At 55.5% G+C, this 26,677-nt stretch carries 24 protein-coding genes; 16 read left to right on the forward strand and 8 right to left on the reverse strand.

Annotated elements, in window-relative coordinates; all coding sequences use genetic code 11:
• Positions 1-4 precede the first annotated feature (4 nt).
• The 4 genes from ACOTY9_RS02570 to ACOTY9_RS02585 are packed head-to-tail and all read left to right on the forward strand — an operon-like array spanning position 5 to position 3,825.
• Positions 5-1,027, forward strand: a complete 1,023-nt coding sequence (locus tag ACOTY9_RS02570; protein ID WP_014883894.1) for an ABC transporter permease — start codon at positions 5-7, stop codon at positions 1,025-1,027.
• Complete coding sequence (gene ddpC, locus ACOTY9_RS02575; protein WP_023330458.1) at positions 1,024-1,920, forward strand: D,D-dipeptide ABC transporter permease; 897 nt, start codon at positions 1,024-1,026, stop codon at positions 1,918-1,920. The genes ACOTY9_RS02570 and ddpC overlap by 4 nt, the downstream gene beginning before the upstream one ends.
• Positions 1,917-2,903 (forward strand): ABC transporter ATP-binding protein, encoded by a 987-nt coding sequence (locus ACOTY9_RS02580; protein ID WP_014883896.1) that lies wholly within the window; start codon positions 1,917-1,919, stop codon positions 2,901-2,903. Before ddpC ends, ACOTY9_RS02580 begins: the two co-directional genes overlap by 4 nt.
• Complete coding sequence (locus ACOTY9_RS02585; protein WP_032636451.1) at positions 2,896-3,825, forward strand: oligopeptide/dipeptide ABC transporter ATP-binding protein; 930 nt, start codon at positions 2,896-2,898, stop codon at positions 3,823-3,825. Before ACOTY9_RS02580 ends, ACOTY9_RS02585 begins: the two co-directional genes overlap by 8 nt.
• Here the strand turns inward: ACOTY9_RS02585 and ACOTY9_RS02590 are convergent.
• The gene (locus ACOTY9_RS02590) at positions 3,822-4,571 is read right to left on the reverse strand and encodes an SDR family NAD(P)-dependent oxidoreductase (RefSeq protein WP_023337325.1); all 750 of its coding nucleotides are present in this window, start codon (positions 4,569-4,571) and stop codon (positions 3,822-3,824) included. The genes ACOTY9_RS02585 and ACOTY9_RS02590 overlap by 4 nt on opposite strands.
• Before the next feature lie 133 nt (positions 4,572-4,704).
• On the opposite strand from ACOTY9_RS02590, the gene ACOTY9_RS02595 reads away from it, so the two are divergent.
• Positions 4,705-5,610, forward strand: a complete 906-nt coding sequence (locus tag ACOTY9_RS02595) for a LysR family transcriptional regulator (protein WP_023337326.1) — start codon at positions 4,705-4,707, stop codon at positions 5,608-5,610.
• Between the two features lie 23 nt (positions 5,611-5,633).
• On the opposite strand, the gene ACOTY9_RS02600 is transcribed toward ACOTY9_RS02595, so the two are convergent.
• Both ACOTY9_RS02600 and ACOTY9_RS02605 read right to left on the reverse strand, forming a co-directional pair.
• Entirely contained in the window at positions 5,634-6,062 is a 429-nt protein-coding gene (locus tag ACOTY9_RS02600) for an OsmC family protein (RefSeq protein WP_014883900.1), read from the reverse strand.
• Positions 6,063-6,137: 75 nt separating this feature from the next.
• Positions 6,138-7,019: a LysR family transcriptional regulator gene (locus tag ACOTY9_RS02605; RefSeq protein ID WP_014883901.1), complete on the reverse strand. Its 882-nt coding sequence runs from the start codon at positions 7,017-7,019 to the stop codon at positions 6,138-6,140.
• Between the two features lie 110 nt (positions 7,020-7,129).
• On the opposite strand from ACOTY9_RS02605, the gene ACOTY9_RS02610 reads away from it, so the two are divergent.
• From ACOTY9_RS02610 to adhP, 6 genes are all read left to right on the forward strand, one after another.
• Positions 7,130-7,981 (forward strand): Vmh family MBL fold metallo-hydrolase, encoded by an 852-nt coding sequence (locus ACOTY9_RS02610; RefSeq protein WP_032636450.1) that lies wholly within the window; start codon positions 7,130-7,132, stop codon positions 7,979-7,981.
• A 232-nt stretch (positions 7,982-8,213) separates the two neighbouring features.
• On the forward strand, positions 8,214-8,429 hold the full coding sequence (gene bdm, locus ACOTY9_RS02615) for a biofilm-dependent modulation protein (protein ID WP_014883903.1): 216 nt from the start codon (positions 8,214-8,216) through the stop codon (positions 8,427-8,429).
• Between the two features lie 95 nt (positions 8,430-8,524).
• Positions 8,525-8,662 carry a stationary-phase-induced ribosome-associated protein gene (gene sra / locus ACOTY9_RS02620; RefSeq protein WP_032636448.1) on the forward strand — a complete coding sequence of 46 codons (138 nt, stop codon included), beginning with the start codon at positions 8,525-8,527 and terminating at the stop codon, positions 8,660-8,662.
• A gap of 176 nt (positions 8,663-8,838) precedes the next feature.
• A complete protein-coding gene (locus ACOTY9_RS02625) occupies positions 8,839-10,536 on the forward strand; it encodes an NAD-dependent malic enzyme (protein WP_014883904.1) in 1,698 nt (565 codons plus the stop codon).
• A gap of 874 nt (positions 10,537-11,410) precedes the next feature.
• Positions 11,411-13,120: an ABC-F family ATP-binding cassette domain-containing protein gene (locus tag ACOTY9_RS02630; RefSeq protein ID WP_047027025.1), complete on the forward strand. Its 1,710-nt coding sequence runs from the start codon at positions 11,411-11,413 to the stop codon at positions 13,118-13,120.
• A gap of 196 nt (positions 13,121-13,316) precedes the next feature.
• Positions 13,317-14,327 (forward strand): alcohol dehydrogenase AdhP, encoded by a 1,011-nt coding sequence (gene adhP, locus ACOTY9_RS02635; protein ID WP_023330465.1) that lies wholly within the window; start codon positions 13,317-13,319, stop codon positions 14,325-14,327.
• A 40-nt stretch (positions 14,328-14,367) separates the two neighbouring features.
• Here the strand turns inward: adhP and araJ are convergent, their stop codons facing one another.
• A complete protein-coding gene (araJ, locus tag ACOTY9_RS02640) occupies positions 14,368-15,543 on the reverse strand; it encodes an MFS transporter AraJ (RefSeq protein WP_348565490.1) in 1,176 nt (391 codons plus the stop codon).
• A gap of 166 nt (positions 15,544-15,709) precedes the next feature.
• Between araJ and ppk2 the strand changes: the two genes are divergently transcribed.
• Both ppk2 and ACOTY9_RS02650 read left to right on the forward strand, forming a co-directional pair.
• Positions 15,710-16,528: a polyphosphate kinase 2 gene (gene ppk2, locus ACOTY9_RS02645; RefSeq protein ID WP_014883908.1), complete on the forward strand. Its 819-nt coding sequence runs from the start codon at positions 15,710-15,712 to the stop codon at positions 16,526-16,528.
• Between the two features lie 290 nt (positions 16,529-16,818).
• Positions 16,819-17,142 (forward strand): CcdB family protein, encoded by a 324-nt coding sequence (locus tag ACOTY9_RS02650; protein ID WP_023337335.1) that lies wholly within the window; start codon positions 16,819-16,821, stop codon positions 17,140-17,142.
• Positions 17,143-17,213: 71 nt separating this feature from the next.
• Here ACOTY9_RS02650 and fdnI read toward each other — a convergent pair whose 3' ends face one another.
• Genes fdnI through fdnG form a run of 3 tightly spaced genes read right to left on the reverse strand, consistent with a single transcriptional unit; the run spans position 17,214 to position 21,806 of the window.
• On the reverse strand, positions 17,214-17,870 hold the full coding sequence (gene fdnI / locus ACOTY9_RS02655; RefSeq protein WP_348565488.1) for a formate dehydrogenase-N subunit gamma: 657 nt from the start codon (positions 17,868-17,870) through the stop codon (positions 17,214-17,216).
• On the reverse strand, positions 17,863-18,747 hold the full coding sequence (gene fdxH / locus ACOTY9_RS02660) for a formate dehydrogenase subunit beta (protein WP_023330472.1): 885 nt from the start codon (positions 18,745-18,747) through the stop codon (positions 17,863-17,865). Before fdxH ends, fdnI begins: the two co-directional genes overlap by 8 nt.
• Positions 18,748-18,758: 11 nt before the next feature.
• Positions 18,759-21,806 carry a formate dehydrogenase-N subunit alpha gene (gene fdnG, locus ACOTY9_RS02665; protein ID WP_100246819.1) on the reverse strand — a complete coding sequence of 1,016 codons (3,048 nt, stop codon included), beginning with the start codon at positions 21,804-21,806 and terminating at the stop codon, positions 18,759-18,761.
• Positions 21,807-22,027: 221 nt separating this feature from the next.
• Here fdnG and yddG point away from each other — a divergent pair, with 221 nt between their 5' ends.
• The 3 genes from yddG (at position 22,028) to ACOTY9_RS02680 (ending at position 25,107) form a co-directional block, all read left to right on the forward strand.
• Entirely contained in the window at positions 22,028-22,906 is an 879-nt protein-coding gene (yddG, locus tag ACOTY9_RS02670) for an aromatic amino acid DMT transporter YddG (RefSeq protein ID WP_348565487.1), read from the forward strand.
• A 600-nt stretch (positions 22,907-23,506) separates the two neighbouring features.
• Positions 23,507-24,589 (forward strand): porin OmpC, encoded by a 1,083-nt coding sequence (gene ompC / locus ACOTY9_RS02675; RefSeq protein WP_014883915.1) that lies wholly within the window; start codon positions 23,507-23,509, stop codon positions 24,587-24,589.
• 77 nt (positions 24,590-24,666) lie between these two features.
• Complete coding sequence (locus ACOTY9_RS02680) at positions 24,667-25,107, forward strand: GFA family protein (RefSeq protein ID WP_014883916.1); 441 nt, start codon at positions 24,667-24,669, stop codon at positions 25,105-25,107.
• Between the two features lie 34 nt (positions 25,108-25,141).
• Here ACOTY9_RS02680 and ACOTY9_RS02685 read toward each other — a convergent pair whose 3' ends face one another.
• Positions 25,142-26,629, reverse strand: a complete 1,488-nt coding sequence (locus tag ACOTY9_RS02685) for an MFS transporter (RefSeq protein WP_348565486.1) — start codon at positions 26,627-26,629, stop codon at positions 25,142-25,144.
• Positions 26,630-26,677: the final 48 nt, after the last annotated feature.

Consider the following 26,677-nt stretch of genomic DNA (forward strand, 5'->3'; position numbering starts at 1 on the left):
GTGTATGACGTTCTGGAGCATTGTGCGCCAGCGCTGCTGGGGATTACTCCTGGTGGTGGCCGGTGTCTGTATCATTACCTTTATTATTTCACACATGATCCCCGGCGATCCGGCCCGTCTGCTGGCCGGAGACCGTGCCAGCGACGACATCGTGCAAAACATCCGCCAGCAACTGGGGCTGGATCAGCCGCTGTATATCCAGTTTGGTCGCTACGTCGATGCTCTCGCCCATGGCGATCTCGGCACGTCCATTCGTACCGGACGTCCGGTTGCACAAGACCTGAAGGCCTTTTTCCCTGCCACGCTGGAGCTGGCCTTTTGCTCCCTGCTACTGGCGCTGGTCATCGGCGTGCCGTTGGGGATTTTGTCGGCGGTCTATCGCAACCGCTGGCTGGATCATCTGGTGCGATTAATGGCGATGACCGGCATTTCCACACCAGCCTTCTGGCTCGGTCTGGGCGTTATTGTGCTTTTCTACGGGCACCTGCAGATCCTCCCGGGCGGCGGCAGACTGGACGACTGGCTCGATCCGCCGACGCACGTCACCGGGTTTTACCTGCTGGATGCCCTGCTGGAGGGCAACGTCGAGGTCTTTCTCAATGCGCTTCAGCATCTGATTTTACCCTCGCTGACGCTGGCGTTTGTTCACCTGGGCATTGTGGCGCGTCAGGTGCGTTCCGCGATGCTGGAGCAGCTTAGCGAGGACTACATCCGCACGGCGCGCGCCAGCGGCCTGCCTGGCTGGTATATCGTCCTGCGTTACGCTCTGCCCAATGCGATGATCCCGTCGATTACCGTGCTGGGGCTGGCGCTGGGCGATTTGCTGTACGGTGCAGTACTGACCGAAACCGTCTTTGCCTGGCCGGGGATGGGTGCCTGGGTGGTGACGTCCATTCAGGCGCTCGATTTCCCTGCGGTGATGGGCTTCGCTGTCGTCGTCTCTCTGGCCTACGTATTGGTGAATCTGGTGGTCGATCTGCTTTATCTGTGGATTGACCCGCGAATTGGGCGCGGAGGTGCCGAATGATGTTAACGCAGGAAACGCCCGTCCCGGTTAAAACTGCAAGACAACGTATTAACTGGGCAAAACTGTTCTGGATGCTGCGTCAAAGCCCACTCACGATGGTGGGCGGCGTGATTATGATTGCGATGCTCCTGGTGATGGTGACCTCACCGTGGATTGTGCCGCATGACCCGAACGCGCTGGATCTGACCGCCCGTCTGCAGGCACCGTCCGCACAACACTGGTTTGGTACCGATGAAGTGGGACGCGATCTGTTCAGCCGCGTCCTGGCAGGCAGCCAGCAGTCGATCGCCGCCGGGCTGGCGGTGGTGGTGATTGCAGGCGGCATTGGCTCGCTGCTGGGCTGTTTGTCCGGCGTACTGGGTGGGCGCGGTGACGCCATCATCATGCGGGTGATGGACATCATGCTCTCTATACCCTCTCTGGTGCTGACCATGGCGCTGGCTGCCGCGCTCGGCCCGAGCCTGTTTAACGCCATGCTGGCGATCGCCATTGTCCGCATTCCGTTTTACGTCCGCCTGGCGCGCGGCCAGACGCTGGTGGTCCGCCAGTTTACCTACGTGCAGGCCGCCCGCACGTTTGGCGCATCACGCTGGCATTTGATCCGCTGGCATATTCTGCGTAATGCCCTGCCGCCGCTGATTGTGCAGGCTTCGCTGGACATTGGTAGCGCTATTCTGATGGCCGCGACGCTGGGGTTTATTGGTCTGGGTGCACAGCAGCCGACCGCCGAATGGGGGGCGATGGTGGCCGTTGGCCGTAACTACGTTCTCGACCAGTGGTGGTATTGCGCCTTTCCCGGTGCGGCCATTTTGATTACCGCCGTGGGTTTTAACCTGTTCGGTGACGGTATCCGCGACCTGCTGGATCCGAAGTCAGGAGGGAAACAGTCATGACCGAATCGGTATTACGCATTGAAGACCTGCACCTGAGCTTCCCGATTTTTCGCGGTGAGGTCCACGCGCTGAATAACGTCTCGCTGGAGATCAAAAGGGGTGAGATCGTCGGCGTGGTGGGCGAATCGGGATCGGGGAAATCCGTGACCGCAATGCTCGCCATGCGGCTGCTGCCGGAAGGCAGCTACCGGATCCATCAGGGCCAGGTGATGCTACTGGGTGAAAATGTCCTCGCGGCATCTGAGAAACAGCTCCGCCAGTGGCGCGGCGCCAGAGTGGCGATGATTTTTCAGGAGCCGATGACCGCCCTCAATCCGACGCGACAGATTGGCAAACAGATGGTGGAGGTGATCCGCCAGCATCGACCACTTTCCCGGCGGGAGGCGCAACAAAAGGCGATTACCCTGCTGGAAGAGATGCAAATCCCGGACGCGCACCAGGTGATGGCGCGTTATCCTTTCGAACTCTCCGGCGGCATGCGCCAGCGGGTGATGATCGCCCTTGCCTTCTCCTGCGAGCCGGAGCTGATCATTGCCGACGAACCGACCACCGCACTGGACGTTACCGTCCAGCTGCAGGTGCTGCGCTTGCTGAAGCATAAGGCGCGGGCCAGCGGCACCTCTGTGCTGTTTATCAGCCATGATATGGCCGTGGTATCCCAGCTCTGCGACAGAATGTATGTGATGTATGCCGGTAGCGTGATAGAGAGCGGCGCCACGCAAACGCTGATCCATGCCCCAGTTCATCCCTACTCCATTGGCCTGCTGAAGTGTGCGCCGGAGAACGGTCAGCCGCGCGATCTGCTCCCGGCCATCCCCGGTACCGTCCCCAACCTCAGCCAGCTTCCGCAGGGATGCGCATTTCGCGATCGCTGCTTTGCCGCCGGGGCGAAATGCAGCGAAACCCCGCGCTTACACCCCCATGGCGCAGAAGGCCAACAGGCCGCCTGCTGGTATCCGCAACAGGAGAAACCCCATGTCTGATGTGCTGCTGGAACTGGATAGCGTGCACGTAAACTTTGCGGCACGTAAAAACTGGCTGGGCCGCGTCACCGAGCAGGTGCATGCGCTCAACGGACTCGATCTGCAGATCCGTCGGGGAGAAACGCTGGGCATTGTCGGGGAATCCGGCTGCGGTAAAAGCACGCTGGCCCAGCTACTGATGGGCATGCTTAAGCCCAGCGCCGGGGCATACCAGCGGGTAAACCACGCGGGCGGCATGCAGATGGTGTTTCAGGACCCGCTCTCGTCGCTCGATCCGCGCTTGCCGGTCTGGCGCATCATCACCGAGCCGGTGTGGGTGCAAAAACGCAGCCCCGAACGGGAACGCCGACAGATGGCGGAAAACCTGGCGTTGCAGGTTGGCATTCGTCCGGAATATCTCGACCGGCTACCGCACGCCTTTTCCGGCGGCCAGCGCCAGCGCATCGCCATCGCCCGGGCTCTCTCGTCCGATCCGGACATCATCGTGCTCGACGAACCGACCAGCGCGCTGGATATCTCCGTGCAGGCGCAAATCCTCAATCTGCTGGTGACCCTGCAACAGCAACGTAATCTGACTTATGTGTTAATTTCGCATAACGTATCGGTGGTCCGACACATGAGTGACCGCGTGGCGGTAATGTACCTCGGGCAGATTGTGGAGCTGGGCAGCGCCGCGCAGGTGCTGGGGGAACCGCGCCATCCTTATACCCGTCTGTTGCTCGATTCGGTTCCCCGCACCGGTGAACCGCTGGATGAAACGCTGGCGTTACGCAAAACGGAGCTTCCCGGAAACCGTCACCTGCCCAAAGGCTGCTTTTTCCGCGACCGTTGCCCGCTGGCCACGCAGGGGTGTGAAGATCCCCAGGCTTTACAGCCCTCTCACGAGGGCCGTCACGTTCGCTGCTGGCGCAACCTGGGTTAGATTTGCGCCATCCCGCCGTCCACAAACAGCTCGGTGGCGTTAATAAAGCTGGCCGCATCGGAGGCCAGAAACGCCACCGCTTTCCCTACTTCACCCGGCGCGCCTAAACGTCCGAGCGGGACCTGCGCGGCCAGCGCATCGTACAGCCCCTGACGGTGTTCTTCCGGCACCAAATCACCGAGACCCGGGGTTTTGATTGGGCCCGGACTCACCACGTTGACGCGGATCCCGCGGCCCTGCAAATCCAGCGCCCAGGAGCGGGCAAAGTTGCGAACGGCGGCCTTACTGGCGCTGTAGACGCTAAAGTTTGCCGTCCCCTTAATGGAGACCGTCGAGCCGGTCAGAATAATCGACGATCCGGCGGATAAGAGCGGCAGCGCCTTCTGCACCGTAAAGAGCACGCCGCGGACGTTAGTACCGAAAATACGGTCAAACTGCTCTTCGGTGATCGCGCCCAGCGGCAGCATATCACCGCCCCCCGCATTGGCGAACAGGATATCCAGACGGCCTTCCTCTTTTGCAATCCGGGCATAAACCTCATCCAGATCGCCGAGTTTAGAGACATCCGCACGAATGCCCACTGCCGTTGAAGCAATTTCAGCCACCGCCGCGTCCAGCTCGGCCTGACGACGTCCGGTGATGTACACCTTCGCCCCCTGAGCCGCCAGCTCCTGCGCCGTGGCAAGACCAATACCGGTGCTGCCCCCGGTTACCAGTGCAATTTTTCCTGAAAGAGTCGTGTTCATGTCATTTACCTTTTGTTGGGTTTGATTTGCGCGCTTTCGCTCGCGTTGAACAAACTTTAGCCCTTGCAGCATTAATGAAAAATGGGCAAAAATGAAAATGACTATTCACATACAGAAATAATCAGAGGGCCTGATGGACCAGTTAATGGCAATGCGTGCCTTTACGCGGGTGGTGGAATCCGGCAGTTTTACGCGCGCGGCGGATTCGCTGAATATGCCGATAGCCACCCTGAGCAAACTGGTGAAATCTCTCGAAACGCATCTTGAGATCCGCCTCCTGCACCGCACCACCCGCCGGGTCGTCACCACGCCTGAGGGGGCGGAATACTATGAAAAAGCACTCAGGGTGCTGATTGATATCGAAGATATTGACACCTCTTTTCGCGTTTCTCGCGCGACGCCAAAGGGGCATCTGCGCGTCGACATCGGCGGCTCCACCGCCCGCGACGTACTCATCCCCCTGCTACCAGATTTCATGCAGCGCTACCCGGATATCCGGATCGATCTTGGGGTGGCCGACCGGCCCGTAGACTTAATCAGCGGTAACGTAGACTGTGTTATTCGCGGCGGCCCGCTGAACGACTCAACACTTATTGCCCGACATCTCGGCAATGCTGAAATGGTTACCTGCGCGACGCCGGGTTATCTGAAGAATCATGGCGTCCCGGCCTATCCGCAGGAGCTGCGCAACGGCCACAAATTGATAAGCTATCTCTCTCCGGTCACCGGGCGGGCCTTTCCGTTTCGCTTCAGACAGGATGGCGAGGCGCTGGAAATCAGCATTCCACACTATCTCGGCGTCAATGAAAGCAATGCCCATCTCGCTGCTGCCGCGGTGGGACTTGGGATTGTTCAGACTTTTGAGTATTCGGCAAAGCACTATTTGCAGACGGGAACATTGACGGCAATCCTGAGCGACTGGCGCCCTGCTGCCTATCCGTTTCATGTGGTTTACCCCCAAAACCGGCATTTAACGCACCGCCTGAAGGTATTTATTGCCTGGCTGGCGGAGGTATTCCCCGCCGCGCTGAAGGGATAGCCGGGCGCGAGCCCGGCTGGGGCTTAGTTGAGTTTGTAATCGAGCGTGATGTCGGCTTTCAGCAGCTGCGACACCGGGCAGCCTGCTTTCGCTTTCTGAATGATGCCGTCAAACTGCTGAGGCGCGATGCCGGGAACAGTCACCTTGCTTTTCAGCGCAACCTTTGTGATAGCAAAACCGCCGTCGGTTTTATCCAGCGAGACGTCTGCAGTGGTATCAATGGAATCGGCGGTATAGCCCGCCTCACCCAGCATCAGCGAAAGCGCCATCGAGAAACAGGCGGCGTGTGCCGCGCCAATCAGCTCCTCAGGGTTGGTCCCCTTTTCACCCTCAAAGCGGGTGTTAAAGCCATAAGGCTGCTGATTGAGAACGCCGCTCTCGGTAGAAACCGTTCCTTTCCCGCGTTTAATGTCGCCAGACCAGTGTGCTGAACCGTGCTTATGAATAGTCATTCTTGCTCTCCTTTTGGCTTACAAAGGGTTAAGTATAGAAGGCTACTCAGATTCTGCGGCGAAGACAGAAGAGTCTTAGCCACTGAACACATGTTGCGCCAGTGCATCAAGGAATGCGCGCAGTGCGGCAGGTTGATATTCCCGGGACTGGTAAATGCCATGGATGGCAAGCGGTTTCGGCTCCAGCACGCTCAGAACCGGCACCAGTAATCCCTGCGCCAGCGCGTCAGATGCCTCACGCTCCGGCAACATGGCGATACCGCAGTGGTTAATCGCGGCGTCCATCAACAACGATGAGATGCTGGCGCTCAGGTTGCCGCTGACGGCCACGCTCAGGCTTTCACCTTCCGGCGTAAGAAAATGCCAGGACTGCCCGGCGAAAAAGCTGTAGTGCAGGCAGTTATGCTGCGCTAAATCTTCGGGACTGACGGGCGTTCCGTGCTGAGCAAGATAGTCCGGCGAGGCGCAAAGGACTGAACGACACTCCCCCAGTCGGCGGGCGATCATGCCCGGTTCGGGGGTGTCGGTAATGCGCACAGCGACATCAATACGCTCCCCTACCAGGCTCACCGGGTGGTTGTTCACATCCAGCTCGATGCGCAGCTGCGGGTAGCGCGCGAGCAGCCCGGGGAGCACCGGCGCAATCAGGTGCATGGCGGTAAAGTGTGCACAGGCGACCCGCAGCGTGCCTGACGGCAAATCTTTCTCCGACTGGCCCTCAATCTCCTGCGAGAGCTGCGAAAGCGTCCGCGTTTTCTGCAACACTTTTTCGCCGGCTGCCGTCAGCGTCAGCTTGCGCGTGGAGCGGTTAACCAGCCGTGTTCCCGCCCACTTTTCCATTTGTTCCAGGTAGCGGCTCACCATCGGTCGCGAGATCCCCAATGCGCGGGCCGCCGCGCTCAAACTTCCCAGCTCGCATATCCGGTTGTAGACCTGAGCGGCAATAACGCGATCCATATACGCTCCATTTGCTCGATTTATGAAACTAAGCATGTCTTGTTTCAGGAATTCTGGCAAATACGAATATCCGTACAATAGAGACTTTCCTGAACCACAGAGACATGATGATGAAGCTTACTCGCCTTGCACTGCTTTGCGCCCTTTTCACACCGGCTGTTTTTGCCGCGCCGTTGACGATTGAAACGTATAACCCGCAGGAAAAAGGCATTTTCGCGGTCTCTTCCACGCTGGTCTCTGGCCCGAAAGAAGCCGTTCTGTTTGACGCTCAGTTCAGCGTGAAAGATGGCGAAGCGCTGGTGGAGAAAATTCGCCGCAGCGGTAAAACGCTGAACAAGATTGTGATCACTTCCGGCGATCCGGATTTCTATTTTGGTCTGCAACCGCTGGTAAAAGCCTTCCCGAATGCCAAAGTGGTGGCCACGCAGCAGGTGGTTGACCATATTAAGGCCACCAAAGACGCCAAACTCGCCTTCTGGGGCCCGCAGATGAAAGACGGCGCGCCAACGACGCTGGTCGTTCCGCAGGTGCTCGCCTCAACCACGTTTATGGTTGACGGGGAAAAGATCGACATTGAACAACCAGACAGTTACGCGGCTTACGTGTGGATCCCGTCTGCGAAAACGATCCTCGGTGGCACCGGTGTCTCCTGGGGTATTCACGTCTGGACGGCAGATACCCAGACGCCTGCTCGCCGCCAGCAGTGGCAGCAAACCCTGGACAATATGGCTGCGCACAAACCTGAACGCGTGATCCCGGGTCACTATCTTGGGACTCCGCCTGCCGGAACGGGCGCGATTGATTTTACGCGTGGCTACCTGCAGCATTTTGAACAGGCTTTATCCGCACACAAAGACTCCGCGGGCGTTATCGGCGCGATGAAAAAACAGTACCCGGATCTTGCCGAAGAGAGCTCCCTGGAATTAAGCGCCAAAGTAAATACCGGCGAAATGAAGTGGTAAGTTAAAAACGGCTCCTGCTATATTTCCCCCATAGCAGGAGCACCGCCCAAATATCCTCGTTGCCCAACGTCCATTTATCCCCACGTTTTAAAAGTGCATAAAAGCATGCACTTATGACATTTTCGTTTCTAAGATGAATCTTAGCCACAACGGGTAAAATATTTGCCATTCTGTTTATGAATTACATTTTTTGCGAGCCGTACCATTAAACAGACAACGACACGGAGGCAGCATGTTTACTTATTACCCGGCTAATACTACAGCAGCACAACCTGAGCTCGTTAACGCGATTGCGCAGGGTCTTCACGCCGAACACGGTGCTGTGACTGAAGATGACATTTTGATGGAACTGACCAGGTGGGTGGAATCCACGGATAATGACATCCTCAGTGACATCTACCAGCAGACCATTAACTACGTCGTCAGCGGGCGAAACGCACCTTTGTAAAAACCTGCTAAGCTGGATCTGCAACCTAAGGGGTTACATTTCGTTTGCGTAAGCAAACTGGTCCTTAAAACTATCAACAGGATTGAGGAGTTAACATGAAATCGAACCGTCAGGCACGCCACATTCTGGGACTGAACTACAAGCTTTCTAATCAGCGTAAAGTGGTGATTGAAGGCGACCACGTAACGCAAGTCACTCACGCCACCGGCAGAAAACGCCACGCGGGCAAGTAAGTTCCAGACTGAGACAGAGAACACCATCGGCAAAACCGATGGTGTTTTTGTTTATGTGTTGCGGTAATTAATATTCAGCTCCTTTATAATACCGCCCGACCGCACCCCATCGCACAGGCCAGAAAGATGACAAACAGCAGTGTCAGGGACGGATCTTCAAAAAAAGAGTGAGTGACATGGACAACAAACTGAAAAAACATCGTTCCTTATATATCCCTTATGCCGGACCGGTTTTACTCGAATTCCCCCTGCTCAACAAAGGTAGCGCCTTCAGCATGGAAGAGCGCAGCAGCTTCAACCTGCTGGGTTTACTGCCCGAAGTGGTTGAAACCATCGAAGAACAGGCAGAGCGCGCGTGGATCCAGTATCAGGGCTTCAAAACCGAAATCGACAAGCACATCTACCTGCGCAATATTCAGGACACCAATGAAACCCTCTTCTACCGCCTGGTGCAGAACCATCTGGAAGAGATGATGCCGGTGATCTATACCCCGACCGTGGGTGCTGCCTGCGAGCGTTTCTCTGAGATCTACCGTCGCTCCCGCGGGGTATTCATTTCTTACCAGAACCGTCACAACATGGACGATATTCTGCAGAACGTGCCTAACCACAACATCAAAGTCATTGTGGTGACTGACGGCGAGCGCATTTTGGGTCTGGGTGACCAGGGCATCGGCGGGATGGGTATTCCGATCGGTAAGCTGTCACTGTACACCGCCTGTGGCGGCATCAGCCCGGCGTATACCCTGCCGGTGGTGCTGGATGTGGGTACCAATAACCAGCAGCTGTTGAACGATCCCCTGTATATGGGCTGGCGTCATCCGCGTATTACCGACGAAGAGTACTACCAGTTTGTCGACGATTTCATCCAGGCCGTGAAACACCGCTGGCCGGACGTGCTGCTGCAGTTCGAAGACTTTGCGCAGAAGAACGCGATGCCGCTGCTGAACCGCTATCGCGATGAGATCTGCTCCTTTAACGACGATATCCAGGGCACCGCAGCCGTGACCGTGGGTACGCTTATCGCCGCCAGCCGCGCAGCCGGCAGCCAGCTGAGCTACCAGAAAATCGTCTTCCTCGGGGCAGGCTCCGCAGGCTGCGGTATCGCCGAACAGATTATTGCCCAGACGCAGCGTGAAGGCCTGAGTGAAGAGCTGGCCCGCTCCCGCGTGTTTATGGTTGACCGTTTCGGCCTGCTGACCGACGGTATGCCGAACCTGCTGCCGTTCCAGACCAAACTGGTGCAGAAACGCGAGAACCTGAAAAACTGGGATACTGACAACGAAGTCCTCTCCCTGCTGGACGTGGTGCGCAACGTGAAGCCGGATATTCTGATCGGCGTTTCCGGACAAACTGGCCTCTTCACGGAAGAGATTATTCGTGAGATGCACAAGCACTGCGAGCGCCCTATCGTGATGCCGCTTTCCAACCCGACCTCCCGCGTAGAAGCGACGCCGCAGGACATCATCGCCTGGACCGAAGGTAACGCGCTGGTTGCGACCGGCAGCCCGTTCGATCCGGTGGTATGGAAGGATAAAACCTATCCGATTGCCCAGTGCAACAACTCCTATATCTTCCCGGGTATTGGTCTGGGCGTGATCGCCTCCGGCGCGTCTCGCATTACCGATGAGATGCTGATGTCCGCGAGCGAAACCCTCGCGGGCCACTCGCCGCTGGTCAATGATGGTGAAGGGCTGGTACTTCCTGAGCTGAAGGACATCCACAAGGTGTCGCGCGCTATCGCGTTTGCGGTAGGTAAAATGGCGCAGCAGCAGGGCGTGGCGGTGAAAACCTCTGCCGACGCGCTGCAGCAGGCTATTGACGATAACTTCTGGAAGCCTGAATACCGCAGCTATCGCCGTACCTCGATTTAACTCTGCGACCCAATCGCCCGGTGGCGCTTCGCTTACCGGGCCTACGGGGGCCCTCCCTGTGGGCTCAGGAATCCCAGTAATTTTTATACCGGAAGCGATGAAGGTTGCTTCATGAAAATGAATGACTTACAGCGACGCCCTGGTCCGGCTGTAAATCGCCGAAGCGTTTCCGTAAGGCCGGGGCGAGGCGCAGGGATGCGCCGAGAGGGCGTGGCCTGCAGGGATGCAGGCTCATGCCCGACCCGATAGCCTGAAGGAATAAGCTGAGGACAAAATTGCCGGGAGCAATTTTGGACAGCGCATGCGCTGGCCCCGAAGGGGTGAGCCCCAGGGATGGGGCGAACAATCCGCGAAGCGGCGATTTACCGCCGGGAGCCCGGGTCGCCAGGGTGGTGGCGATTGAGCCACCCTGGCACGTTCACCGGTCGTGTCGTTACAGAGTAGCAAGGAACATAAAGTGAACGGAATGACCACCAAAGCCGTATGTTCCCCCTCACCCCAGCCCTCTCCCTCAAGGGAGAGGGGGTAGTCTGTGCAGGTATTATTTTGTGGGGTTTCCTCAGCCCTACGGGTGAGGGCATCAGACCGCACCATCGAATCCCACTAGCCAAACCCCCTTTCCCCCGCTACACTCCTTTCATCCATTAACCTACTGAATATATAAGGAGGCCAATTATGCTGTACTGTGAAATTTTCAATGTTTCACATACATTTGGTGATCGCACCCGCTCAAGCGTTATCGGTATCGTGCTGCGATAACTTCTGCTTGAGCGAAGACACCAACCCCTGAAATCCCTTCTCTCGGGCTTACTGAGTTATCGTCAGCGATGTTTGACGAGGCATAAACATGCCTGTAACTCTTGGGTAAGCAACAATGAGCACTTTACTCACTGCACAATCTTTACGTGTTGATACGGCGTTTGGCACGCTCTTCGACTCCCTTTCTTTTACGCTGAAAAAAGGCGACCGCATTGGCCTGCTGGGCGATAACGGCTGCGGAAAAAGTACGCTTTTAAAGGTGCTGGACGGCACAGACTCCCCCGCCGCCGGTACGGTAGCGCTGGCCGGGCACTGCCTGATGGCGCGCGTTGAGCAACATCTTCCGGACGCTATTTTCCCGCTGACCATGCTGGATGCCGTACTCGCACAGCTGCCTTTAGCTGAGCGCGATAGCCTGCGCTGGAAAGCCGAAACGCTGCTGGCCGGCATGGGCTTTACCCCGCAGGATATGACGCTGCGCTCCGCCACGCTGAGCGGCGGGCAACACACCCGGCTGCTGCTGGCGCGGGCGTTGATTCACGAGCCGGATCTGCTCCTGCTGGATGAACCCAGTAACCACCTCGATTTGCCGACCATGCTCTGGCTGGAACATTTTTTACAGAACTGGTCAGGCAGCTTCGTGCTGGTCTCGCACGACCGACAGTTGCTGGATGCCGTCACAAACGGCAGCTGGATCCTGCGCGATAAAACGCTGCACTACTTTGCCCTTCCCTGCACGGCCGCACGCAAGGCGCTTGAAGCAAAAGATGAAAGCGACGCGCAGCGCCACAAGGCGGAGCAAAAGGAGATCGACCGCGTGACCGCCAGCGCGAAGCGGCTGGCGACCTGGGGCAAGGTTTACGATAACGAAGACCTGGCCCGGAAAGCCAAACAGATGGAAAAACAGGTCGAACGGCTGAAGGAGAGCCAGACGGCGCTTACGGCTGGCAGCCAGTGGACGTTAACCCTGCGCGGCGATGCGCTTCGCGCCGACCGACTGCTGGAGATAGAAAACCTCGGCGTGCCGCCTGCGCCGGGGCTTTCTGAGCTGTTTAACATCGACATCGCGCGTCTGAAAAGCGGCGATCGCGTGGCGATTGTGGGTCGTAACGGCTGCGGAAAATCGTCTCTGATGAAGCTTATCTGGCGCTGTTTTAGTGATGAGCAGAGCGATACGGGGCTGAAACTTCATCCACGCGTGTCAGCTGGCTATTACGATCAGACGCTGAACCAGCTGCCGGATGACGCCACGCTGTTTGACGTGCTGGAGCCGTTCGCGCCCGACCCGCAACACAGAAAAATGGCGCTCATCAGCGCCGGATTTCCGTGGGCGCGTCACGGACAAAACGTCAGTACGCTCAGCGGTGGCGAACGCTCTCGACTGCTGTTTGTCGGCCTGACGCTTGCCCGCTATAGCCTGCTGATGCTCGATGAGCCGACCAACCATCTCGACATGGAGGGCAAAGAGGCGCTGGCGCAAACCCTGCAGCAGTTTGAGGGCGGCGTCCTGCTGGTCAGCCACGATCGTCAATTAATTAGCCAAAGCTGCAACCGTTTCTGGTTAATTGAAGAGGGAAAGCTGAGCGAATGGCATGATGCAGAATCGGTATTCGAGCGGCTGCGTGAAAGCGCGGGACTGGTAACATCCCCAGCTCCCGTCGATGCCACGACCATGCCTGTATCCCCCTCTGACGATCTGCTTGAACGGCTTGTCGCGCTGGAAACATTGCTGGAAGACGATCTCGCGCGGAAGCCAAAGCATCAAAAACCGCAGCTACAGGCACAATGGCGTAAAGAAATTAAGGAGATAGAAGCACAGCTGTAACGCTGCGCCCGGCGAGCCTCTCGTCGGGCCAGTATTTTCCCCCTTAATTATTAGAGGAACATCCTTTTCTTAATCTGAAATCACCTTAAATGATGACATTATGTTGCGGGCACCTTGCATTACAGCGCTTAAGCATTAATCCTTGAGGAGTATTACGCCTGCTATGCAGATACTCATCATGAACAAGGAGATACACATGAAGGCTGCTGTTGTTACTCAGGATCATCAGGTTAACGTTACCGAAAAAACCTTGCGCCCGCTCAAGCACGGTGAAGCCCTGCTGAAGATGGAATGCTGTGGCGTATGCCATACCGATCTTCACGTAAAGAACGGTGACTTTGGCGATAAAACCGGGGTGATCCTGGGCCATGAAGGGATTGGCATCGTCAAAGAAATCGGCCCTGGCGTGACGTCGCTGAAGGTCGGCGATCGCGCAAGCGTAGCCTGGTTCTTTGAGGGCTGTGGTCACTGTGAATACTGTAATACCGGCAACGAAACCCTGTGCCGCGATGTAAAAAATGCCGGTTACTCCGTTGATGGCGGCATGGCGGAAGAGTGCATCGTCACCGCCGACTACGCGGTAAAAGTACCGGATGGCCTGGATTCTGCTGCCGCCAGCAGCATCACCTGCGCAGGTGTCACCACTTACAAAGCGGTGAAGATCTCAGGTATTAAACCGGGCCAGTGGATTGCCATTTATGGTCTGGGTGGGCTAGGCAACCTTGCGCTGCAGTATGCTAAAAACGTCTTTAACGCCAAAGTCATCGCGCTGGATGTTAATGACGAACAGCTGAAGCTTGCCGCCAGCATGGGTGCGGATTTGACCATCAACTCCCGCAGTGAAGATGCCGCTAAAATTGTGCAGGAAAAAACCGGCGGCGCGCATGCTGCTGTCGTCACAGCCGTCGCAAAAGCGGCCTTCAACTCGGCGGTGGATGCCGTACGCGCCGGTGGTCGTGTGGTCGCGGTTGGCCTGCCGCCGGAAGCGATGAGCCTGGATATTCCGCGCCTGGTGCTGGACGGCATTCAGGTGGTGGGCTCACTGGTCGGCACCCGCCAGGATCTGCAGGAAGCGTTCCAGTTTGCGGCGGAAGGTAAAGTGGTACCGAAGGTGACAATGCGTCCAATCGAAGATATCAACGCCATCTTCAAAGAGATGGAACAGGGTCAGATCCGTGGCCGTATGGTGATTGATTTACGCTCATAAGCGCTCATCATTTATCTCCGCTCCTGAAAGGGAGCGGTTTTCATACAGCCGTACGAGCCTTAACGTGTGACTGTCTTGTCCGCAGATATCCGTACAACAGCAATGCGCTCATGGCCGAGAACGAGAGTATTGCCGCTGGTAGCGTGACGTAACGCCAGCTAAAGCCAAGGGTAATCATCATCCCGCCAAAGTACGCGCCAATCGCACTGCCGAGATTAAATGCCATCTGCCCCCCTGCCGCCCCCAGCATCTCACCGCCCTTCGCATTTTGCAGAAGCAGGATTTGCAGCGGCGCAGAGAGCGCAAACAGCCCGGCACAGCAGATAAAGCCCATGACCAGCGAGGCCGTTTTCTGTTCGCCAGTGGCAAAAAGCAGCAGCAGTGAGGCGACAATCACCATATCGGTGGTGGCGGCAATGCGCAGCGGGCTGAAGCGACCAGAGAGTTTACCGCTTAACAGATTGCCCAACACCATCCCAAGACCCATCAGCATCATGATGGCGGTCATCACCCCTTCCGAAAAACCAGAGACGTTAACCATAAAGGGCTTAACGAAGCTGAACCACGCAAACACACCGGCGTTACCAAACATAGTGGCGGCAAAAATCAGCCACGGTTCTGGTCTTTTCAGAAACTGGAACTGCTCGGTCAATTTGATTTCTGATCTGTCATGGAGGTGTGGCACCCAAAGGATAATCGACAGGATCACCAGCGCATCGAACACCGCAATCAGGAAAAAGGTATAGCGCCAGCTAAATGCGTGCCCCAGCCAGGTACCCAGCGGGACACCGACCAGGTTAGCCACGGTCATACCGGCGATCATCCCGGCCACGGCAACCGTTACCTTCCCCGGTGGTGCTATTTTAGAGAGGATAATCGCCCCGACGCCAAAAATGGCCCCGTGCGGAAAACCAGAAATTAAACGCCCCAGCGCCAGCCAGATATAGGACGTGGAGAAAGTAAACAGCGCATTGCCGACAGCGCACATTGCCACCAGGAACAACAGCGTGGTTTTTAACGAAAACTTGCCCGAAAAGAGCGCCACAATCGGGGCACCAATCACCACGCCGAAAGCATAAAACGAAATCATATTCCCGGCCGAGGGAATAGAAATGCCGGTGTCGTGCGCCAGTTCGGTGAGCACACCCATAATGCCAAATTCAGCCATCCCCAGGCCAAACGTGCCAAGCGCCAACGAAAAAATTGTCTTTTTCATACCACGACCACAGGTTAAAAACTCGCGACGGGCATTATTGAACAAACTGGTATGGTGAGCCAGTTCAAATCAGCTGGCTGACACGTTAATCCATTAATTCAGGTGGATTACACTTCATAGTGCGGCCTCGCTTTTTCCCGCGCCGGACAACCTGAGGATGACAATCATGGGAAGCAAGAAGAAAACCAGTGTCGCTGTTGATGTCGAAAAAAATGCACCGCTGAAAACCAAAGAGTACGAAAAAGAGCTTCGTCGCCTCCACGTTGAACTGGTGAAGCTCCAGCAATGGGTCGTCGCCAAAGGGTTAAAAGTGTGTATCGTTTTTGAAGGGCGCGATGGCGCCGGTAAAGGCGGCACCATAAAAGCGATCACCGAGCGCGTCAGCCCGCGCGTTTTCCGCGTTGTTGCCCTTCCCGCCCCCACCGAGAAAGAGAAAACCCAGCTCTATTTTCAGCGTTATGTTCCCCATCTGCCCGCTGCCGGGGAGATCGTGATATTCGACCGAAGCTGGTACAACCGCGCGGGCGTCGAGCGGGTCATGGGGTTCTGCACGCCGGAACAGGTGGAGAAATTTCTCGACGGTACGCCGGTGATGGAAAAAGCGATGGTTGATGCCGGGATTATTCTGCTGAAGTACTGGCTTGAGGTGACACCGAAAGAGCAGGAGCGCCGTTTACGTGACCGTATTAACGACGGTCGTAAAATATGGAAGCTCTCACCGATGGATATTAAATCGTTTAACCTGTGGGATGAATATACCGTAGCGCGCGATGCCATGTTTGCGGCAACCGATACCGCCTGGGCACCGTGGTATGTGGCCCGTTCGGAAGATAAAAAACGCGTGCGGCTGAATATTATTTCGCATCTCCTGACGCAGATCCCGTATAAAGAAATTCACGTTGAAAAGGTGGAATTACCGAAACGTAAAATTGGCAAAGTGAAACCGACGAAATACCCGTTCCGTTATGTGGAAGAGCGGTTCTAAGATTACTGGAAGACGGCTCGCAGAATGTAGATTACCAGGGGAAAATGTATTGTTTTTTGTTGGCTGCGGTTGATAATGGCCGCACCAACAAAGGAGATACGAATGAAACACACAGTTGACCACACCCTCTCGCGAAGCATTAAACCAACAGTACCGTCGAGCCATACCTCACCAGACTCCGTTGCGCCGTGTCAGTCATCAGATGCGGATCGTTCATTCATTCACTCAATGAATGAGTTTGTGGAAAAACATGGAACTATTACTGATGATGAGTTTTTCAGGGTGCTTTAATGCTGAGACAATTTAATGTTTACCGGAATACCTCTACAGCAACCAGGGATAAGCTGCCTTACTATATGCTCATTCAGGATGATTATTATGATGATCTTGCCACGCGCGTAATTGTGCCACTTGCGAGAGTGAATAAATTACCGTTATGGCAGAGTCAGCTGGCACCAGCCGTAAATATCGATTTTGAAACGTTTCTAATTTATTCACCCATGATAACCAACCTTAACAACAATAAAATTAACCCCAAAGATTTTGTTTGTAATTTACGTAACACACGTCATGATGTTATAGCCGCAATTGATCGTTTATTAACTAATACATGACGCCAGTCGGCCAGGCATTTGTCCTGCCCGCGCAAGCGCAGCGCCGCCGGGCAAAGCCGACGGCGCAGGTCTTACTTCATCCCTTCCGTATTTTCCTGTTTCGCTTCCAGTCGTTCCACATCGCGATACCAGCGCGGGTGATGTTTCTGCGCCCAGCGACGACTCACCTTCCCTTCAATCATTCCTTTAATCGACCCCTTCACCCAGAACGCCATATACATATGGATCAAAATGGCATGGATCAGAATAATGGCTGAGGTGGCGTGGATCAGCAGCGCGTAGCGCACCACCTGAATCGGGAAATACGAGGCAAAATACGGACGCCAGATAATGACGCCCGTCACCAGCAGCACAAAAATCATGCTCATGATGGTCCAGAACATCATCTTTTGTCCGGCATTATATTTGCCTACTTTCGCCACTTTATGCTCGTTGCCCTTCAGCACTTCGACAATTCCTTTTAGCCACGGAATGTCCTGCTTATCCGGGATATTGTGATGGACGAAGCGCACGAACATAAACATTAGCACCACGAAAATCAGCACGCCGAAGAACGGGTGCAGAATGCGTCCCATCTGCGGGGTGCCGAAAGTTTCCGTCAGCCACTGGAGCGTCGGGAAGAAAAACGAGATGCCGGAGACCGCCACCAGGAAGAAGCAAATGACCACCGTCCAGTGACAGGCGCGGTCGACAAACTTCGTGCGCACGATCATTTTCGACTTACTCATGATGCTCCTCCTCATCGTCATCCACCTCTTTATTTGGCCCGATACCAATGTAGTGATAAATCAGCCCGGCAAAGGTGGCGATAAAGCCCGCTGCAGAGAGCGGTTTGAGCGCCCCTTTCCACAGGTTGATTGAGGTGTCGATCGCCGGATCTTTCGGCAGATTGTGATACAGCTCCGGCTGGTCGTTATGGTGCAGCACGTACATAACGTGCGTACCGCCCACGCCCTGCGGGTTATAAATACCCGCCTTGTCGTAGCCGCGCGCTTTGAGTTTGTCCACCCGCGCCTGCGCCACATCAAGCATCTCTTTCTTGGTGCCGAAGTGAATCGCCCCGGTCGGACAGGTTTTCACACAGGCAGGCTCCTGCCCGACGCTCACGCGGTCCACGCACAGGGTGCATTTATAGACCCGGTTATCCTCTTTATTGAGGCGCGGAATATTAAACGGACAGCCCGCGATGCAGTACCCACAGCCGATGCAGTTGTCCTGCTGGAAGTCGACGATCCCATTGGCATACTGAATAATCGCCCCCGCGGACGGGCATGCCTTCAGACAGCCCGGATCCTCACAGTGCATGCAGCCGTCTTTACGGATTAACCACTCCAGCTTGCCGTTCTGCTCGGTCTCACTAAAGCGCATCACCGTCCAGGATTTGGCGCTCAGATCCGCCGGATTATCGTAGACCCCGACGCAGTGCCCCACCTCGTCGCGGATATCATTCCACTCCGAACAGGCCACCTGGCAGGCTTTACAGCCCACGCAGGAAGAGACATCGATAAGCTTAGCGACTTCTGCCTTATAGTCCCGCGCACGAGGCGCGGGGGTAATCGGGTTGGTCGCGGAGCGTTTAATAATGTCTTGTGTTTCCATCGCCATTTAATCGCTCCTTACGCTTTCTCGATGTTGACCAGAAACGCTTTGTACTCCGGCGTTTGCGAGTTGGAATCGCCAACGTTTGGCGTCAGGGTATTGGCGATGTAGCCTTTCTGCGCCACCCCTTCAAAGCCCCAGTGCAGCGGAATACCGACCGTTTCCACCTGCTGACCATGAACGTTCAGGCTCTGCAGACGACGGGTCACCACCGCCACCGCGCGGATAAAGCCACGCTTGCTGCTCACCTTCACGCGGTCACCGTTGGCAATCCCCTTCGCTTTCGCCAGCGTTTCGCTTATCTCCACAAACTGTTCCGGCTGGGCGATGGCGTTAAGCCGCGCGTGCTTGGTCCAGGTATGGAAATGCTCGGTCAGGCGATAGGTTGTACCCACATACGGGAATTTGTCCTTTTTGCCTAAGCGCAATACGTCGTCTTCATAGATCCGCACCACCGGGCTGGAGACCACGTTCGGGTGCAGCGGGTTAGTGCCGAGCGGCGTTTCCATCGGCTCGTAGTGTTCCGGGAATGGCCCTTCTGCCAGCTTGTTAAGCGCAAACAGGCGACCCAGCCCTTCCGGCTGCATGATAAACGGCCCGGTGTTGCTGCCCGGCGCGGCGGTGTTGTAGTCCGGGATATCATTCCCTGCCCACTTCGAGCCGTTCCACTGGATCAGCATGCGTTTTGGATCCCACGGCTTGCCGTTCACGTCGGCGGAGGCGCGGTTATACAGCACGCGGCGGTTCAGCGGCCACGCCCAGGCCCAGCCCAGCGTATTGCCCAGCCCGGACGGGTCGGCGTTATCGCGGTTCGCCATCTGGTTACCCTGCTCCGTCCAGCTGCCGGTGTAGATCCAGCAGGAAGATGCCGTGGTACCGTCATCACGCAACAGCGCGAAGCTGTTCAGCAGCTGGCCTTTTTTCGCCACCAGGCTGCCGTTGGCATCATAAATATCCGCCAGCGCAACGCCGTTGTTCTCTTTCGCCACTTCTTCTGACTCTGGACGATCCGGCTGCTTATAGTTCCAGCGCATTTTCAGCAGCGGCTCAGCGCCTTTACCGCCCTCGGTGCGATACATTTCGCGCAGACGATGGTAAATCCCGGCCAGGATCTCACCGTCATTCCGCGCTTCACCCGGCGCCTCCTGGCCTTTCCAGTGCCACTGCAGCCAGCGACCGGAGTTCGCAATGGAGCCATCTTCTTCCGCAAAGCAGGTGGACGGCAGGCGGAACACCTCGGTCTGAATCGACGCCGGATCGACATCGTTCGCTTCACCGTGGTTCTGCCAGAAGGTCGAGGTTTCGGTCACCAGCGGGTCGATGACGACCATGTACTTCAGCTTGCTCAGGCTGCGAACGACTTTGTTCTTGTCCGGGAAGGACGCTACCGGGTTAAAGCCCTGGCAGATATACCCCGTGACGTTCCCCTTATCCATCATGTTGAAATACTTAATGACGTCGTACGCCTGGTCCCACTTCGGCAGCCACTCGAAGCCCCAGTCGTTCTCCTTCTGCGCCGCGTCGCCGTAGAAGGATTTCATCAGGCTGACGTAGAACTTCGGATAGTTGCTCCAGTAGTTCACCTGATCCGGCAGCGTCGCTTTTGGCGTGTTGGCCTCAAGATACGTTTGCAGATTTGCCTGCTTTTCCGACGGCAGCGTCAGGTAACCCGGCAGGCTGGTGGAGAGCAGGCCGAGGTCGGTGAGCCCCTGAATATTGGAGTGACCGCGCAGCGCATTTACGCCGCCCCCTGCCATCCCCATGTTGCCGAGCAGCAGCTGGATCATTGCCATGGTGCGGATGTTCTGCGCACCCACGGTGTGCTGCGTCCAGCCCAGCGCATACAGGAAGGTCGTTGTTCTGTCTGCCGCACTGGTGGAGGCCAGCACTTCGCACACTTTCAGGAAGTCCGCTTTCGGCGTACCGCAGATGTTCTCCACCACGTCCGGCGTATAGCGGGAAACATGCTGCTTCAGCAGGTTCCACACGCAGCGCGGGTGCGTCAGTGTTTCATCGCGCATCGCATAGCCATTTTCGTCGAACTGATAGTTCCACGAGGACTTGTCATACTGGCGTTTTTCCGCGTCATAGCCGCTGAACAGCCCGTCGTCGAAGGCAAAGTCATCCCGTACCAGCAGGTTTGCGTTGGTGTAGTGCTTAACGTATTCCGCGTTAATTTTGTTGTTTTCGATCAGGTACAGCAGTACGCCGGACAGGAACGTAATGTCCGTGCCGGAGCGGATCGGCGCATAGATATCGGCCACCGAAGCCGTGCGCGTAAAGCGCGGATCGACGACGATCAGCGTCGCATCGTTGTTGTTTTTCGCTTCCATCGCCCAGCGGAATCCCACCGGATGGGCTTCAGCGGCGTTACCGCCCATTACCACCACGACGTTAGCGTTTTTGATATCAACCCAGTGGTTGGTCATCGCACCGCGACCAAATGTTGGAGCAAGACTTGCTACCGTTGGTCCGTGTCAGACGCGCGCCTGGTTATCAACCGCCAGCATGCCGAGAGAGCGCACAAATTTTTGCGTCAGCATGCCGGTTTCATTACTGGCCGCAGAGGCACATAACATACCGGTGGAAAGCCAGCGGTTTACCGTCACCCCCTCTGCATTCTTTTCAACAAAGTTGGCGTCGCGGTCGGCTTTCATCAATTTTGCAATACGGGAGAAGGCCTCATCCCAGGAAATACGCTGCCATTTGTCCGAACCTGGCGCACGGTATTCCGGATAACGCAGGCGGTTTTCGCTGTGAACGTAGTCCAGCAGACCCGCGCCTTTCGGGCATAACGCCCCGCGGCTCACCGGATGATCCGGGTCCCCTTCAATATGATAAATCGCTTCTCTGGCGTTCTTCGCGCCATCACCCAGGCTGTACATCAAAAGCCCACAACCCACGGAGCAGTATGTGCAGGTGTTACGGATCTCTTTCGCGCGCAGCAGTTTATAGTTGCGTGCCTGAGCCAGCGCCATTTTAGGAGCGAATCCCAGCATAGCGGCTGTTGTTCCGGCCATACCGCCCGCGCAGATTTTAAAAAATTGTCTGCGGCTGACGTCCATTGTTGTCCTCGTGTTCAAATAAGACTTCGCGCCGCAAACTAACAGCAAAACCCCTTTTTTTTTTGCGTCAAATCAAGGTCGCGTGACTTCGCCCTCTTAATGGTCACCGCTCGCGCCTTCAAATAATCCTTTAGGGTTAAACACATGCGAGAATAATTCGCAACAGCGTCAGGATTAATGCTATATCTTTTTCCTTTGATTTTTTTAGCGATGAAGACGTAATGGACAGAAAGAGAGCAACGCTTATCGGGCTGGCAGCGATTCTGTTGTGGAGCACAATGGTGGGCCTGATTCGTAGCGTGAGTGAGGGGCTGGGGCCCGTCGGCGGTGCGGCGATGATATACACCCTCAGCGGATTATTGTGTCTGGTAACGGTGGGATTTCCTGATATTAAACGCTTTTCACCCAGGTATCTTATTGCCGGCAGCGTACTGTTTGTCAGTTACGAAATTTGCCTTGCCCTTTCGTTAGGCTATGCCGCCACGCGAGCGCAGGCCATTGAAGTGGGAATGGTCAATTATCTCTGGCCGAGCCTGACGATCGTCTTTGCTATTTTGTTCAACGGACAAAAATCAACGCTGTGGGTTATCCCCGGCTTAATCCTTGCACTGCTCGGTGTATGTTGGGTACTAGGGGGTGAGCAAGGATTACACCCTGATGAAATAATGCGCAATATTGTATCGAATCCACTCAGCTATACGCTCGCTTTTGCCGGGGCATTTATCTGGGCCGCCTACTGCACGGTAACCCGTAAATTTGCTAACGAGCAAAACGGCATTACCCTGTTTGTTTTGCTGACGGCACTGAGCCTGTGGGTGAAATATGCGCTGAGCGATCAGCCGGAAATGGTCTTCACTGTTCCGGTTGTCGTGAAACTCGTTATGTGTGGTGTGGCGCTAGGGTTAGGTTATGCCGCCTGGAATGTTGGCATTTTGCACGGTAACGTCACGGTGCTGGCCGCCATATCCTATTTTACTCCCGTACTCTCTGCCGCGCTTGCCGCCGTGCTGCTGAGTTCCCCCCTCTCTTTCTCGTTCTGGCAAGGCGCGCTGATGGTCTGCGTCGGGTCATTGCTTTGCTGGTACGCCACCAAAAAATAATTCCGGGTCAGCTGTCGGGTAATATTCATCCCGACAGCAAAAAATTAACATAAATTTAATATTTGGGCGCGCGTTTAACTTCTGTTTATATTACCTTCTTTTCGTAAATTTGCGTCTCTTAATATTGACACAAACTGACACCGCTATGTGATTAATTGCCGTCAAATACTCACAATATTAATAGCACAAAGTGCAATAGTATGTTTCTGTGTGTTTCTGTCTAAGCAACGGAATTTCCGTGCAATTAAGGGCGCAAGGCCGCCACTTTCGGTTGAATACACTCTGTCACCCCAACCAAAAGAACGGCATTACCGATAATTAACATATTTTATAACAACCCAATGAAACTATATTGACGGAAATAAACCCCACCCAAAATTGATTAAATACTCATCATTTCAGGCTATTTTTAGGCTATTTTTAGGCCATTTATCCGATCTCGATCACACTAAATGAAATTATTATTAATATTTTGAAACTTATTATTGAAAGAGGACTACAAGATTTTTAAAAATAACGTGCCATTGACGAGCAGCCTCGTTTAAAACTCGTTCAAAGTGGCTCAGGAAATACCTAAGAAAATTATAAGGAATATTTAAGATGAAACTTAAATTAGTTGCAGTGGCAGTGACTTCCATGTTGGCAGCAGGCGTTGTAAACGCGGCTGAAGTTTATAACAAAGACGGTAACAAGCTGGATCTGTACGGTAAAGTAACAGGTCTGCACTATTTCTCTGATGACGCTGGCAACGACGGCGACAAAACTTACGTTCGTCTGGGCTTCAAAGGTGAAACTCAGATCAACGATCAGCTGACCGGTTACGGCCAGTGGGAATATGAGTTCAAAGGCAACCGTTCTGAATCTCAGGGCACTGACGGCAGCAAAACGCGTCTGGCCTTCGCAGGTCTGAAATTCAACGAATTCGGTTCTTTCGACTACGGTCGTAACTACGGTGTTGCTTACGACATCGGCGCATGGACTGACGTTCTGCCAGAGTTCGGTGGTGATACCTGGACGCAGACTGATGGCTTTATGACTGGCCGTACGACTGGCGTTGCAACCTACCGTAACACCGACTTCTTCGGTCTGGTTGACGGTCTGAACTTCGCTGCTCAGTACCAGGGTAAAAACGATGACCGTAACATCACCGAAGCGAACGGTGACGGCTGGGGTCTGTCTTCAACCTATGAAATGGACGGCTTCGCTGTTGGTGCCACCTACGCGAAATCTGACCGTACTGACCGTCAGGTTGCTGCAGGTCGCGTAGCCAATACCGTTAACGCTGGCGGTGAAAACGCAGAAGTTTGGGCTGCTGGTCTGAAATACGATGCGAACAACATCTACCTGGCAACCACCTACTCTGAAACCCGCAACATGACCAACTTCGGTGACGGTTATATCGCGAACAGAGCTCAGAACTTCGAAGTTGTTGCTCAGTATCAGTTCGACTTCGGTCTGCGTCCATCCATCGCTTACCTGAAATCCAAAGGTAAAGATCTGGGTTCATACGGCGACCAGGATCTGGTTGAATACGTTGACGTTGGCGCGAGCTACTACTTCAACAAAAACATGTCTACCTATGTTGATTACAAAATCAACCTGGTTGACGACAACAGCTTCACCAAAGCAACTGGCGTTGCTACCGACAACATCGTTGCTGTCGGCCTGACCTACCAGTTCTAAGATTTGTCACGCTAAAAAGCCAGCCCATGTGGCTGGCTTTTTTTATACGGATTTCTGGCGTCAAAAAGGAGAACGCCATGCACCTGTTCAAAGGACGCTGCTTATGCGGAATGAGTCAGTTCAGCGTGAGCCTCAACCATTTTGATGTATATGCCTGTCACTGTACGCAATGCCAGAAGTGGTCAGGCGGCATTGCCATGTATCTTGAGACGCAGGGCGAGCCGCTTGTGGAGCAAGATTCCATTGCTCCGTCTCATTTCGCCTCATCCGCACGCGGAGAACGCTGGTTTTGTCCAGGCTGCGGCTGCCCGCTGTGGTTCAAACTGACCGCAACGGCGCGCTATTTTATTCCCTGGACGCTGCTTGAGATGAGCGAAGATGAACGACGCCGGCTGGTACTTGCAGCAGAAATCTATACTGAAACCCAACCCGCGTTTTTTGGCCTGACCGGGCAATACGCACGCTACAGCGGTTCGGAAATTGAAGCACGAGATGAACACTGCCTGCTAACGCCGTAAACTGCTGCCCGGCCAGCCTGCGCACCAGGCTTGTTTACTGCTTTGGCACCTTCGCCAGGCTAAACCACATTCCTGCCGCCAGCAGCAACAGCATGCCCCCCGCACTCCCCAGCGCCACGCTGTGGGAGGTAATAAACGCACTTTTCGCCGCCTCCGTCACCGAAACCGCCAGTGCTGGCGTGAGCTCCTGCGCCACCTTCATCGCCTCGCCGATGGATGACGAGGCTTTGTCGACGAGAGACGCATTCAGCCCCTGCGGCAAATCAATCGACGCAGAGAAACTGCGGGTCAGCAGCAGACCAAAGATAGCGATCCCAAGCCCGGCCCCCAGTTCATAAGACATGGTTTCAATCGCCCCGGCAGCGGCGGCCTTTTCTTTCGGCGCGGCGGCCATGATTGCAGAGGTCGAGGCCAGCAGCGCGCTGGCGGCGCTGAAGCCCAACAGCACCATCAGGCTCCACGCCTGCCACTGCTGCGTGCTGAAATCGAGCATCGAGAGGCCAATGAAACTGACCGCGCTGAGCCCCATGCCACCCGCAGCGACAATGCGTAGCCCCAGACGCCCCACCAGCACTCCGGCGATCGGCCCGCTAAACCCGCTCGCCACCATGACCGGAAGCATAAACATGCCGGCTTCGAATGGCGTAAAGCCGTGAACGAATTGCAATTCCTGCGCCATCAGCAGCTCAAAGCCCACCAGCGCGATCATCGCCGTCATTGCCATCACCACACCGCTGAGAATGATGCGGTGACAAAACAGGCGCATGTCGATCATTGGCACGCGGGCGCGCAGTTGAATACGCACGAAAATCAACAGCATCACAGCCCCGGTAAGTAACGTACAGGCTACCAGCCACGGCGACAGCACGCCTTTCAACGCGGTTTTGGCGCTGTAGACCAGCAGCAGGATCGCAACAATCAGCATGATGGCATGGCTGATATTCAGCGGCTGCTCAGGACGCCCCTGTTGACGGGGTACAAAACGCGCGGCCAGCGACACCACCACCAGCACGATCGGGACGTTGATCAAAAACACCGCTCCCCAGTAGAAATGCTCAAGCAGGATACCGCCAATCAGCGGACCAAATGCCGCCCCACCTGAACCCACGGCCGCCCAGACGCCAAGCGCGATATTACGATCCCGCGCGTCGGTAAACAGCGTGCGGATCCCGGCCAGCGTGGCCGGAATGATCATTGCCGCACCGATTGCAAGCGAGGCGCGCGCCGCAATCAGCCACCCGGCTGACGGCGCAAAGGCTGCCGCCAGGGACGACACCCCAAACAGCATGCTGCCGATCATTAACAATCGTTTAAACCCCATGCGGTCACCGAGTGCGCCCATCGGCAGCACCATACCCGCCATCACCAGCGAGTAGATGTCGATAATCCACAGTAATTCGTTACCGCTGGCGCCCAGCGTCATGCTCAATGTCGGCGCCGCCACGTGCAGCACCGTCGCGTCGATCGCGACCGGGATATAAACCAGCACGATAATCACTAACGCTAACCACTGACGAAACATAAATTTCCTTTTCATTTTAAACATGGACACATGTCCAGGATGCGATCC

This window comes from Enterobacter cloacae complex sp. SHL012 (assembly GCF_049237505.1).
In the GTDB taxonomy this organism is placed as follows: Bacteria; Pseudomonadota; Gammaproteobacteria; order Enterobacterales; family Enterobacteriaceae; genus Enterobacter; species Enterobacter kobei.

What these genes read in the sequence shown, in the direction of transcription:
- araJ (WP_348565490.1), bottom strand. Translation starts at nt 15,543, where the DNA reads ATGAAAAAGACAATTTTTTCGTTGGCGCTTGGCACGTTTGGCCTGGGG.
- yddG (WP_348565487.1), top strand. Translation starts at nt 22,028, where the DNA reads ATGGACAGAAAGAGAGCAACGCTTATCGGGCTGGCAGCGATTCTGTTG.
- ACOTY9_RS02595 (WP_023337326.1), top strand. Translation starts at nt 4,705, where the DNA reads ATGGACCAGTTAATGGCAATGCGTGCCTTTACGCGGGTGGTGGAATCC.
- ACOTY9_RS02570 (WP_014883894.1), top strand. Translation starts at nt 5, where the DNA reads ATGACGTTCTGGAGCATTGTGCGCCAGCGCTGCTGGGGATTACTCCTG.
- fdnI (WP_348565488.1), bottom strand. Translation starts at nt 17,870, where the DNA reads ATGAGTAAGTCGAAAATGATCGTGCGCACGAAGTTTGTCGACCGCGCC.
- ACOTY9_RS02600 (WP_014883900.1), bottom strand. Translation starts at nt 6,062, where the DNA reads ATGACTATTCATAAGCACGGTTCAGCACACTGGTCTGGCGACATTAAA.
- ACOTY9_RS02680 (WP_014883916.1), top strand. Translation starts at nt 24,667, where the DNA reads ATGCACCTGTTCAAAGGACGCTGCTTATGCGGAATGAGTCAGTTCAGC.
- ACOTY9_RS02625 (WP_014883904.1), top strand. Translation starts at nt 8,839, where the DNA reads ATGGACAACAAACTGAAAAAACATCGTTCCTTATATATCCCTTATGCC.
- ACOTY9_RS02590 (WP_023337325.1), bottom strand. Translation starts at nt 4,571, where the DNA reads ATGAACACGACTCTTTCAGGAAAAATTGCACTGGTAACCGGGGGCAGC.
- adhP (WP_023330465.1), top strand. Translation starts at nt 13,317, where the DNA reads ATGAAGGCTGCTGTTGTTACTCAGGATCATCAGGTTAACGTTACCGAA.
- ACOTY9_RS02630 (WP_047027025.1), top strand. Translation starts at nt 11,411, where the DNA reads ATGAGCACTTTACTCACTGCACAATCTTTACGTGTTGATACGGCGTTT.
- ACOTY9_RS02580 (WP_014883896.1), top strand. Translation starts at nt 1,917, where the DNA reads ATGACCGAATCGGTATTACGCATTGAAGACCTGCACCTGAGCTTCCCG.
- ACOTY9_RS02605 (WP_014883901.1), bottom strand. Translation starts at nt 7,019, where the DNA reads ATGGATCGCGTTATTGCCGCTCAGGTCTACAACCGGATATGCGAGCTG.
- sra (WP_032636448.1), top strand. Translation starts at nt 8,525, where the DNA reads ATGAAATCGAACCGTCAGGCACGCCACATTCTGGGACTGAACTACAAG.
- bdm (WP_014883903.1), top strand. Translation starts at nt 8,214, where the DNA reads ATGTTTACTTATTACCCGGCTAATACTACAGCAGCACAACCTGAGCTC.
- ACOTY9_RS02650 (WP_023337335.1), top strand. Translation starts at nt 16,819, where the DNA reads ATGCTGAGACAATTTAATGTTTACCGGAATACCTCTACAGCAACCAGG.
- ddpC (WP_023330458.1), top strand. Translation starts at nt 1,024, where the DNA reads ATGATGTTAACGCAGGAAACGCCCGTCCCGGTTAAAACTGCAAGACAA.
- ompC (WP_014883915.1), top strand. Translation starts at nt 23,507, where the DNA reads ATGAAACTTAAATTAGTTGCAGTGGCAGTGACTTCCATGTTGGCAGCA.
- ACOTY9_RS02685 (WP_348565486.1), bottom strand. Translation starts at nt 26,629, where the DNA reads ATGTTTCGTCAGTGGTTAGCGTTAGTGATTATCGTGCTGGTTTATATC.
- fdxH (WP_023330472.1), bottom strand. Translation starts at nt 18,747, where the DNA reads ATGGCGATGGAAACACAAGACATTATTAAACGCTCCGCGACCAACCCG.
- ACOTY9_RS02585 (WP_032636451.1), top strand. Translation starts at nt 2,896, where the DNA reads ATGTCTGATGTGCTGCTGGAACTGGATAGCGTGCACGTAAACTTTGCG.
- ACOTY9_RS02610 (WP_032636450.1), top strand. Translation starts at nt 7,130, where the DNA reads ATGAAGCTTACTCGCCTTGCACTGCTTTGCGCCCTTTTCACACCGGCT.
- ppk2 (WP_014883908.1), top strand. Translation starts at nt 15,710, where the DNA reads ATGGGAAGCAAGAAGAAAACCAGTGTCGCTGTTGATGTCGAAAAAAAT.